Consider the following 11,587-nt stretch of genomic DNA (forward strand, 5'->3'; position numbering starts at 1 on the left):
CATCTACATCCACATTTAAAATTTCACTTAACTTTAAAGCTGTTGTTGCTTGATCTTTAATTTGACTCGGTACCACAACTAAAGAAGCAGTTGTAAGATCTGTTGCAAGTACATTTCCACTATGATCATAGATTTTTCCTCTATTAGCCTGTACTGGAAAAGATCTTTGCCAAGACTCTAATGCTTTATCATAAATATTTTTACGATCAATGATTTGAATATACCCTACTTTAAAAACAAGAGCTAAAACAATAAGATAAATACAAATTTTAATGATCTTAATTTTATTGATAGATTGTTGAAACAACATAAATCTCACCACTACAAATTATGAAAAAAAAGAGGAATCATTCCAATGTCATTAAGTTAATATGACATAAATTCAATCAGAAGAAATATCAATCAGATAGATTCTTCTGATTTTTATTTTGTTGTAGCTAAAAAAGTGTCATTTTCATGACTTTTTAAAAATATTCTCGTTTTTATTGCATTATTGTTATATAATCTTTTCGACTAGTCAAATCTGTAGTTAAAATGGACAAATGTTTTTGATTTGACATTTCGCTCGTGGGATCTACCGGGTCGGATTGGCAGGATCTCTTTAACTATCAGATTCTCTAAAGATGGATTCTTTCCATCTTTTTTGTTTAGAAATTTTCTTATCAAATGGCATACTCTTGTAAAGTTTACCTGATATGTATATTTTCTTTTTTTCTTTGGTATCTTTATTTTTTGAACAATTCTTTGTGTTAAATTGTAAAGTGTAAGTCGAGCATAGATTTCTTGCTGGACAAGTTTTCTTTTCTTTGAATGAAGTGCGTTCAATCCAATGGCATACTTCACCTGTCTGAAAGATGTTTCAATCCCCCAACGTTTATTGTAGAGTTCTTTGATATCATCTATAGGAAATTCATCTCTGTCCAGATTAGTAATGATGCATTCATATGTATTTTCAGTGATTTTAAATCTTGCAATTCTGCAATTGAATTCATACCATGGATTATCCTTGGACATATAATCAAATCTCATATTTTTAGGACACCATTTGTAGTAATGAGGACATGCCATTACCATCTTTGTATTTTTTAATGTAAGGACCCTGCTTACATCTAAGTCAAATTCTTCATCAGGAAATGGTCCTAATGATCTGACCATACTTGTTTTTGAATGAATATCTTTTACCCTGATCAGATATTTATTATTGGACTTTACAACATGTTCAAAACCATTATAGGATTCATAACCTCTGTCGGCGATAAAGATAGCTTTATTACCTCGATAACGATCAACGATTTGACAGAAGGCATCGTTTTCATCCATTTTAACCTGACCTTGTATGATAAGGTCATCATAAGTGCATTCCAACAAATCATAGGAAGCATTTAAATGAAAAGCACTATATGATTTGCCATATTTATTACAGTTTCTAACAGTTGTTTCACCGTCTTGAAAAGTATTATCGATAGGAAGTTCACTTCCATCGACAGCTAAAAGGCGATAACCTTTAAAGAGCTTTTCATCATATGTTTCAGTATTGAAGGTATTGAAGATATGAAGAAAAGCTTCCATTTTAATTTTGCTTCGAGATTGTACAAAGGCAGAAGAAGTAGGAGTAGTCAAAGAGTAATCAAAAAATTTATAGAGTTCATCTTTTAAAGAACCATTTTCCATACAAAGGATAGAAGAGATGGTTGTTTTGAAATCAAGTTTACGAGAACGAATAAAATCAGTATCAGGGTTTTCACAAAAAAGAGAACGTGAATTATTCATATCATCAATGATGTGATATAAAATATTTTTTAAATGTTTATAGTTGTCCATAATAAGTACCTCCGACGATATCTATAAACAATAGGCCTATTATCAATAAAAGAAATTGATAATAGGCCGCATACATTTATTGTGTTGTCAATATCAAAAATAAAAAAGAGGTCTACCTTTTTATGTAAACCTCCTATAGTCATCAAGTCTTAACTTAATGACATTGGGAATCATTCCTCTTTTAAGATATTGCTACAGTTAAACTATCACCACTATGAATAATCGTATTTTCACCTATACTTTGTGCAGTTACATGACCATTTGTACCATCAAGTGTTAATTGAATACCAGCAAGTGATGCATAAGTTTGTACTTCTTTTTTAGACCATCCAACTAAATTAGGAAGTGTTATATCTTTGCCCTCTGTTTTAATAAAAATCTTATCTCCACTAGTAACTTTACTTTTAGCAAGTGGATATTGTTCAATCACAGAACTTCCATTACCAATAACTTGAACATTAAATGATTTTGATTCTAATTTAGATTTTACATAATTAACAGATTGATTTGTATATGAGTCCAATGTATAACTTTGATCAAGGGCATTTGTATTTTTTACATTATATCTATTAACAATTTGAATTGCTTCATTCATTGTTTGTTTAACAATATTTGGCATATATTGTGCATAAGAATCCCCTGATTTAAAAGTTAAAAACATGACAACTTGCGGATCATCATATGGGGCAATTCCGACAAAAGAATGCATATATAAAGATGTACTATAACCACCATTTTCAACAACTTGTCCAGTACCAGTTTTACCAATCATACGAACACCATTATCTAAACGATAAGTTTTACCTGTTCCTTGTTCATCTTCTATGACACCTAACATTAAATCTTTTACTTGATTGATTGTATTTGTTGAAAAGATTTGTTTTGAATACTTTGGAGTAGCTTGATAAACAACTTTATTTGTTTGAGGATCTACAATTTTATCTACAACATGAGGTTGAACTGTTTTTCCATCATTTCCAAAAACACTATATGCTTTTAACAATTGATAAGGTGTTACTGTCGATCCTTGTCCAAAGCCTGTTGTTAAATATTCTAGTCTTCCAGCATTTTTTCTTGTATAAGCATTAATTGATGCAGAACATGTAAGTCCATCCATTGTATCACTTTGGAAAAAGCCTAAATCATTCAATTTTTCCGTTAAAACATCTTTTGTTACATAGCCCTTATCTAACAAATTACAAATAGCCACATTACTTGAATGATATAAACCTTGATCATATGTAATCGTTCCCCAACCTTGACCACCATTATGATCTTTAATAGTTGTTACAAGTTTATTTCCATAATAAACATTATAACTTCCTGAATTATAATAAGCATTATGATCATACTTACCTTCTTCAATTGAATCAGCATAAATAAATGGTTTAAAGACTGAACCACATTCAATTGTTCCTTCTAAAAAATAATTATTAAACGTTGAAATATTTCTTTCATTAGGATTAAACGATGGATACGTTGACATCGCTAAAATTTTACCTGTTTTTATTTCCATCACGCCAGCAGTAACAACTTCTGCACCACTTTCACTATAAGCTTTAGACATCATATAATCTAAATTTCTTTGTAGATTACTATCAATCGTTAAATAAATATCATTACCATCTGTTGGATCTTTTTCTCTTAAAGTACCATCTACTAAAGCATAACCATTAGCATCTGTTTGATAAACCTTATAACCATTTTTACCTTTTAATTGCTTATCATAAGATAACTCTAAGCCCATTTCTCCAACCATTTTTTTAACACTTTGATCATTATAACTCTTAGCATACCCTACAACATAACTACAAAAATCCCCTAAAGGATAATATCTAGAATTAGACTCCACAAATTCAATTCCTGTTAGTTTACAGTCTTCTATTTGTTTTTTCGTAGCTGCTGAAAGATTATTTCCTTTTGTTCCTAGTTCTATTTGATAACGTCCTTCATCTTTAGCCTTTTGTAATTTTTGAGTCAATTCATTAACATCCATTCCTAAAATAGGTCCAATTTGACTCGCTGTTTTATTAATATCTTTAACATATGCAGCTTTTTTACCATAACCCGTTCTTTGAGATGAAAGCACTAAAACAATTTTATACTTTTTGACATTTACAGCAACTTTTTCATGATCACTTGTGTAAATTTGCCCTCTTTGAGCATATTCAACAACTTCTTTTTTACTTCTATTTTTTGCAAAAGAGGCAATGTTTTCTCCACTGATCAAGTGTTTACCCGTTGCCCCTAAATATAAAATATTAACAACCAAAGAAAAAATAATCACTGCAAAAATAATGCCCGTTACTTTTGCACTTGTATATTTCTTCATTATTGTTGAGCTCCTGTTGTAGATGCTGTTGCATCATTTTGATAAGTATATCCTTTAGAAGTTGCTACTTCAGCAACACGATTAAATGAAACTAATTCTTGTTTTTGCATTTGTAAGCTATCTACATCTGATTCGAGTGTATCAATTTCACTTTGTAATTTTTGAATAGTTCTATTATATGAAGATTCAACTGATTTAACCATAATAATTCCAAAAACAAAAACAACAATTGTTACAATTAAAAACACTTGTGCAAAAGATTCAAATCCTGTCTTTCTTTTTTTCATAAAATAACCCTCTCTATAACTCTTAATTTTGCTGAATGTGCACGATGATTATGAGTAAGTTCATCATCTGATGCAATAATTGGTTTTCTATTAACCAATTTAAATTTAGGTTGCATTTCTAAAGGAATAACTGGTAATCCTTTGGGAACATCTTTTAATTTAGAAACTTCATTAAATGTATATTTACATATTTTATCTTCTAAACTATGGAAAGTAATAACCGATATTCTCCCATTTAAATTCAAAAGATCTAAAGCATCTTTTAAAGCAATATCAAAAACATTTAATTCATCATTAACCGCTATTCTAAGTGCTTGAAAAGTACGTTTTGCTGGATGACCACCTTTTCTTCTTGCATAAGCAGGAATTGCTTCTTTAATAATATCTACAAGTTGAAAAGTTGTATCAATAGAATGACTTTCTCTTTCCTTTTCAATTCTTCTAGCGATTTGTTTAGCAAATTTTTCATCTGCATATTTATATAATATTTCTACAAGTTGTTCATAACTATAATGGTTAACAATATAATGTGCATCCAAAGATGCCTCTTGATTCATTCTCATATCTAATCTTGCATCATAGTTATAACTAAAACCACGAGCCCCATCATCGAATTGAGGTGATGAAACTCCTAAATCAAATAAAATTCCATCTACATGTTCTACACCACGAAGATGGAGTTCATTTTTTAAATTCTTAAAATTGGATTGGATAATCGTAAATTGATTCCCTATTTTTTCTAATCTTTCTCTTGCAGCTTCAATTGCATGAATATCTTGATCAAAACAGTACAAATGGCCTGTTGTTAACTGTTTTAAAATTAAACTTGAATGACCAGCTCCTCCAAGTGTACAGTCTACATAGATACCATCTGGTTTGACATTCAATCCTTCAACTGCTTCATTTAATAAAACTGTAACATGGTTGAACATTCAAAAGCCTCCTATAAACTAAAATCATCTAAAGATTCTAAAATATCATCATAACTTTCTTGATTGTCATTATAGTATTCGTTCCATCTTTCTAGTGACCATATTTCACCATGATTTCCCGCTCCAATAACAACACATTCTTTTTCTAAATGTGCTAAAGTACGTAAATTTGTAGGAATATTAATTCTTCCTAATTTATCAAATTCACATTCACATGCACTTGAAATGGTAAAACGAATAGCTTTACGAACATCTTTTTTATTAGAAGGTAATGAAAGTAGTTTTTTACAAAATGGATCCCATTCTTCTTTTGTATAAAAAGCAAGGCAACCATCAAGTCCACGAGTAACATAAATAGACCCTTGACATTGATTTCTAATCTTAGATGGAATCGTCAAACGTCCCTTTGCATCAATCGTATGCTTATATTCACCCATGAACACACTTATCACCCACTTTGTTCCACTTTTATGCTATTTATTCCACTTCGTACCACTATTATATACTTTTTAATATACTTGTTCAATAAATAGCTGTGAATAAAATTGTATAGTTCACAATTTTTTGTGAATAAAAAAGTATAAAAAAAATCACCCTTCTGGGTGACCTTTTTCTTATTTTACTTTTACACCTTTGTAAGTTCCACAATGTTTACAAACTCTATGAGACATTTTGTATTCTCCACATTCTGGACATACAACTAAAGTTGGTGCAGATAATTTATCATGTGTTCTTCTTTTATTTCTTCTTGTACTAGAAACTCTTCTAAATGGTACTGCCATCTTTATATCCTCCTATTGTTTAAAATAATCTTTCAATTTTGCTAACCTTGGATCAATGTATTCTTCATTCTTATCCTCTTGACCATCGAGTATCTTCCAACCCTTACCTGATTCCTTGATATTAGCATCATCTTTTACGACCCTCATAGGAACTTCTAACATGATGTTTGAAAATACGACTGGAGTAAAATCAACAACATCTTTTTTAGCTTCATGAACGTCTTCAAGCGGATCAGGCTTTTCAAATGAAAATACTTCCGTCGAATCGATATCAAATGGATAATCAACATCTTCCAACGTTAACGCACACGGAAGAATCATTGTTCCCTTAATATTTAAATCAACATATAATCGTTTATCTCTTGTATCTAGATTCCCGGTACCTGAGACGATGACGTCTTTAAGGCCGTTAATATGAGCATACTTTTCAAACATTTCACATGGAAAAGTTATCTCTTCTTCAAAATCAAATGTTCCTTTGTGTTTAATAATCCACTGCAAACTATACTTCATATTAATCACCTTTCCATAACCGCAAAATCTATTATATAGAAACTCACATCATAAGTCAATCTAAAAATGGCCTAAAACAACATTTTTCACTTTATAATGAAGTTCTTCTCCATTATAACAAAAACTTTAACTAAATCAACACTATTTTAAATCATTTTTTCAACATCATTTAAAACATCCTTGTTTTGCATGATTTTAATTAACTTATCAATCTTCCTTTGATCTAAAGATTGGTTCGTCACCTTTGCTACTGTTTGAATAAAATCTCTCATATCCCTTTCATTATTCAAATCTTTCTTTTGTAAATCATTAGCAAGTTTAAAAATATCTTCCTTTTTCACATTTGTTTTTTTAGAAACACGTTCTACAAGTAAATCCTTATCCTTCATACTATCACCACTATATACTATGTAAAAAAATAACAAATGTTAAAAAAAGAGACCTCTAGTCCAATGTCATTAAGTTAATATGACATAAATTCAATCAGAAGAAATATCAATCAGATAGATTCTTCTGATTTTTATTTTGTTGTAGCTAAAAAAGTGTCATTTTCATGACTTTTTAAAAATATTCTCGTTTTTATTGCATTATTGTTATATAATCTTTTCGACTAGTCAAATCTGTAGTTAAAATGGACAAATGTTTTTGATTTGACATTTCGCTCGTGGGATCTACCGGGTCGGATTGGCAGGATCTCTTTAACTATCAGATTCTCTAAAGATGGATTCTTTCCATCTTTTTTGTTTAGAAATTTTCTTATCAAATGGCATACTCTTGTAAAGTTTACCTGATATGTATATTTTCTTTTTTTCTTTGGTATCTTTATTTTTTGAACAATTCTTTGTGTTAAATTGTAAAGTGTAAGTCGAGCATAGATTTCTTGCTGGACAAGTTTTCTTTTCTTTGAATGAAGTGCGTTCAATCCAATGGCATACTTCACCTGTCTGAAAGATGTTTCAATCCCCCAACGTTTATTGTAGAGTTCTTTGATATCATCTATAGGAAATTCATCTCTGTCCAGATTAGTAATGATGCATTCATATGTATTTTCAGTGATTTTAAATCTTGCAATTCTGCAATTGAATTCATACCATGGATTATCCTTGGACATATAATCAAATCTCATATTTTTAGGACACCATTTGTAGTAATGAGGACATGCCATTACCATCTTTGTATTTTTTAATGTAAGGACCCTGCTTACATCTAAGTCAAATTCTTCATCAGGAAATGGTCCTAATGATCTGACCATACTTGTTTTTGAATGAATATCTTTTACCCTGATCAGATATTTATTATTGGACTTTACAACATGTTCAAAACCATTATAGGATTCATAACCTCTGTCGGCGATAAAGATAGCTTTATTACCTCGATAACGATCAACGATTTGACAGAAGGCATCGTTTTCATCCATTTTAACCTGACCTTGTATGATAAGGTCATCATAAGTGCATTCCAACAAATCATAGGAAGCATTTAAATGAAAAGCACTATATGATTTGCCATATTTATTACAGTTTCTAACAGTTGTTTCACCGTCTTGAAAAGTATTATCGATAGGAAGTTCACTTCCATCGACAGCTAAAAGGCGATAACCTTTAAAGAGCTTTTCATCATATGTTTCAGTATTGAAGGTATTGAAGATATGAAGAAAAGCTTCCATTTTAATTTTGCTTCGAGATTGTACAAAGGCAGAAGAAGTAGGAGTAGTCAAAGAGTAATCAAAAAATTTATAGAGTTCATCTTTTAAAGAACCATTTTCCATACAAAGGATAGAAGAGATGGTTGTTTTGAAATCAAGTTTACGAGAACGAATAAAATCAGTATCAGGGTTTTCACAAAAAAGAGAACGTGAATTATTCATATCATCAATGATGTGATATAAAATATTTTTTAAATGTTTATAGTTGTCCATAATAAGTACCTCCGACGATATCTATAAACAATAGGCCTATTATCAATAAAAGAAATTGATAATAGGCCGCATACATTTATTGTGTTGTCAATATCAAAAATAAAAAAGAGGTCTACCTTTTTATGTAAACCTCCTATAGTCATCAAGTCTTAACTTAATGACATTGCCTCTAGTCTCTTTTTCTACAAATAATATGAATTGGTGTTCCTTCAAACCCAAATGCTTCTCTTAATCTATTTTCTAAGTAACGTTTATAACTGAAATGTAAATATTGTGGATCATTTGAAAATAAAACAAATGTTGGTGGACAAACTGCCACTTGATTTGCATAGAAGATTTTTAATCTTCCACCATTAAATGTTGTTGTTGGATTCATTAATTGAGCATCCACTAAAACATCATTTAAAACACTTGTTTGTACACGTTTTCTAGAATTTTCATATGATTCTTGAATTAATGGGAAAATTTGATCTACTCTTTGTCCTGTTTTAGCTGATGTAAAAACAATACGTGCATAATCTAAATATTTAAATTGTTCATAGATTTCTTTTTGTTTCTTTTGCATTGTTTTTTCATCTTTATCAACAAGATCCCATTTATTATAAACAATGACAACGCCTTTGCCTGCTTCATGAGCATATCCAGCAACATGTTTATCTTGTTCTCTAATTCCTGTTTCACCATCAATTACAACAAGAATAACATCACTTTTTTCAATTGATGTTAAAGCTCTTAAAATCGAATATTTTTCAATATTTTCATAAACTTTACCTTTTTTTCTCATCCCTGCTGTATCTACAACACGATATTTTTGTCCATCTTTAACAAATGGTGTATCAATTGCATCACGTGTTGTTCCTTCGATATTAGAAACAATAACACGTTCTTCTCCTAAAATAGCATTTGTAAGAGATGATTTACCAACATTTGGTCTTCCAATAATTGAAAAACTGATTTCATCTTCATTAGTTTCTTCATCTTGTAAATCTAATTGATTAATAATTTGATCTAATAAATCTCCAATTCCAATCCCATGTGAACCAGAAACAGGAATAGGATCTCCAACACCTAATGCATAAAATTCATATATATAATCTCTAAATTGATTATCATCAATTTTATTAACAGCTAAAATAATTGGTTTTCTTGATTTTTGTAAAAGACGTGCTACATATTCATCTTCTTTAGTAATACCTTCTCGACCATTGACAACAAACACAATAACATCTGCTTCTTCAATAGCAATTTCTGCTTGCATTTTAATTTGTGTTGTAAAAGAAGCATTTTCTAATTCAATACCTCCTGTATCAATTACACTGAATTCTTTAGTAAGCCATGAAGCTTTTGCATAAATACGATCTCTTGTAACACCCGCAACATCTTCAACAATTGAAATTCTTTCTCCAACCATACGATTAAAAATCGTTGATTTTCCAACATTAGCACGACCAACAATCGCTACTACACCTACCATATTATTCCTCCTTTGCTTTATTAATTAAAGTTAATACTTGATCAACAACTTCTTCTAATGTCATATTTGAGGTATCAAGTTCAATAGCATCTTCCGCCTTTTTTAAAGGTGAAATATCTCGATGCATATCTTGATAGTCTCTTTGTTCAATTTCTTTTTTGATTGTTTCTAAATCAGCCTCTAAGCCTCTTTCTTTATTTTCTAAATAACGTCTCTTAGCACGTGTTTCTACACTTGCTATTTGATAAATTTTTAAATCTGCATGTGGTAAAACAACTGTTCCAATATCTCTTCCATCTAAAATAACATTTCCTGTTTCAGCCATTTTTCTTTGTTCATCAACCAAAAATGCTCTTACAGCTTGATATTTTGAAACACAGCTAGCTCCAAGTGAAACTTCATCTGTTCTAATTTGAAGACTGACATCTTCATCATTTAAAAAGACTTTATTATCAGATGTTAGACGTATTTGAATATTTGAAATTGCTTTTTCAACTGCTTGTTCATCATTCAAATCAATTTTATTTTTTATACAATAAAATGCAACAGAACGATACATTGCACCCGTATCAATATAAATGAAATTTTCTTTTTTAGCAACCATTTTTGCAATTGTACTTTTTCCAGCAGCACTAGGTCCATCAATTGCAATTGAAATTTTTTTCTTCATAAAATAAACCTCCTCCTAAAAAAACTAAGGAATACCTTAGTTAAAAAAACTTTGATATAAAATAATTCCCAGTAAAGCAACAAAAACAATCACTAAAATGACAATAATCACATTCATGATTTTAACAACTTTACTTTCTTTTTTATTTTCTATTACTTCATCTTTTTCATCTATAGAAACATTATTTTCTTCAAATATTTCTATTGGTTCTTCGATAGTTTCTACAAGTTCTTCTTGAACATCTTCTTGTTTTTCTTCTAATGCATTCGATTCTTGTTGTAAAAATTCTTCAGCTTTTTTAGCATCTTCTTCAGGTGACATAGCTGCTAATTTTTCCATAAAAGTCATTTTTTCTTTTGGCTTTTCTTCAACTTCATTACCTACAAACATTCCTTTAGCAAATTCTTCAGTAGCATAGCTTTCAACAGAATCTATTTTGATTGTATGCTTTTCAGGTTCTCTAATTTTATTTAAAATATCCATTCTTGTATTATATTCATCCTGTTTACCAACAGTTTCTTTAGCGCTTTTAAGTGCTTTATCAAGTTCAGCAGAACCTTCTTCTCTCATTTGTTCAAATGTCTTTGGTTCAGTCAAAGTATCTTCTAAATTTACTTCTTTTTCCTCATCATCTTTTTTCATAAATGATAAAAAATCATCATCGTCATCCTCTGTTTGAACCGTTTCAACATATTTTTCTTTAGAAATACCAACTTCTTCTTTAAGTCCATCTCTTAATTCTTGGTATTTTTTTACTCTTGAATACGTCATTTTCCCACCATCCCATGCTATTATAACATAATAATGATTATAAAAAAATAAAAGAAGCCTAAGCTTCTTGAATATATTTATTTTTAA

The 11,587-nt window shown here is 30.0% G+C and carries 12 protein-coding genes and 1 pseudogene; all 13 read right to left on the reverse strand.

The genetic code is table 11. From position 1 onward, the window contains the following. Positions 1–310 (reverse strand): annotated as a pseudogene (locus ACLVEP_RS12110) (stage V sporulation protein D); the annotation flags it as partial. A gap of 203 nt (positions 311–513) precedes the next feature. Further along, entirely contained in the window at positions 514–1,821 is a 1,308-nt protein-coding gene (locus ACLVEP_RS12115) for an IS4 family transposase (protein ID WP_412583945.1), read from the reverse strand. A 181-nt stretch (positions 1,822–2,002) separates the two neighbouring features. Continuing rightward, entirely contained in the window at positions 2,003–4,153 is a 2,151-nt protein-coding gene (locus ACLVEP_RS12120) for a penicillin-binding protein (protein WP_412585145.1), read from the reverse strand. Further along, positions 4,153–4,440 (reverse strand): hypothetical protein, encoded by a 288-nt coding sequence (locus ACLVEP_RS12125; protein ID WP_318000205.1) that lies wholly within the window; start codon positions 4,438–4,440, stop codon positions 4,153–4,155. The genes ACLVEP_RS12120 and ACLVEP_RS12125 overlap by 1 nt, the downstream gene beginning before the upstream one ends. Then, a complete protein-coding gene (gene rsmH, locus ACLVEP_RS12130; protein ID WP_412585146.1) occupies positions 4,437–5,372 on the reverse strand; it encodes a 16S rRNA (cytosine(1402)-N(4))-methyltransferase RsmH in 936 nt (311 codons plus the stop codon). The genes ACLVEP_RS12125 and rsmH overlap by 4 nt, the downstream gene beginning before the upstream one ends. A gap of 11 nt (positions 5,373–5,383) precedes the next feature. Further along, positions 5,384–5,809 carry a division/cell wall cluster transcriptional repressor MraZ gene (gene mraZ / locus ACLVEP_RS12135; protein WP_412585147.1) on the reverse strand — a complete coding sequence of 142 codons (426 nt, stop codon included), beginning with the start codon at positions 5,807–5,809 and terminating at the stop codon, positions 5,384–5,386. A 177-nt stretch (positions 5,810–5,986) separates the two neighbouring features. Continuing rightward, on the reverse strand, positions 5,987–6,154 hold the full coding sequence (gene rpmF, locus ACLVEP_RS12140) for a 50S ribosomal protein L32 (protein ID WP_022002950.1): 168 nt from the start codon (positions 6,152–6,154) through the stop codon (positions 5,987–5,989). A gap of 12 nt (positions 6,155–6,166) precedes the next feature. Then, entirely contained in the window at positions 6,167–6,667 is a 501-nt protein-coding gene (locus tag ACLVEP_RS12145) for a YceD family protein (RefSeq protein WP_318001350.1), read from the reverse strand. A gap of 146 nt (positions 6,668–6,813) precedes the next feature. After that, positions 6,814–7,056, reverse strand: a complete 243-nt coding sequence (locus ACLVEP_RS12150) for a stage VI sporulation protein F (protein WP_318001349.1) — start codon at positions 7,054–7,056, stop codon at positions 6,814–6,816. Positions 7,057–7,277: 221 nt separating this feature from the next. Next, a complete protein-coding gene (locus tag ACLVEP_RS12155; RefSeq protein ID WP_412583945.1) occupies positions 7,278–8,585 on the reverse strand; it encodes an IS4 family transposase in 1,308 nt (435 codons plus the stop codon). Between the two features lie 169 nt (positions 8,586–8,754). After that, a complete protein-coding gene (gene der, locus ACLVEP_RS12160; protein WP_412585149.1) occupies positions 8,755–10,059 on the reverse strand; it encodes a ribosome biogenesis GTPase Der in 1,305 nt (434 codons plus the stop codon). Position 10,060: 1 nt separating this feature from the next. Further along, the gene (gene cmk / locus ACLVEP_RS12165) at positions 10,061–10,729 is read right to left on the reverse strand and encodes a (d)CMP kinase (RefSeq protein ID WP_318001296.1); all 669 of its coding nucleotides are present in this window, start codon (positions 10,727–10,729) and stop codon (positions 10,061–10,063) included. A 36-nt stretch (positions 10,730–10,765) separates the two neighbouring features. Beyond that, a complete protein-coding gene (locus ACLVEP_RS12170; RefSeq protein WP_412585150.1) occupies positions 10,766–11,500 on the reverse strand; it encodes a hypothetical protein in 735 nt (244 codons plus the stop codon). Between the last annotated feature and the right edge of the window lie 87 nt (positions 11,501–11,587).

It is taken from the genome of Faecalibacillus sp., from assembly GCF_047023275.1.
Lineage (GTDB): Bacteria > Bacillota_I > Bacilli_A > Erysipelotrichales > Coprobacillaceae > Faecalibacillus.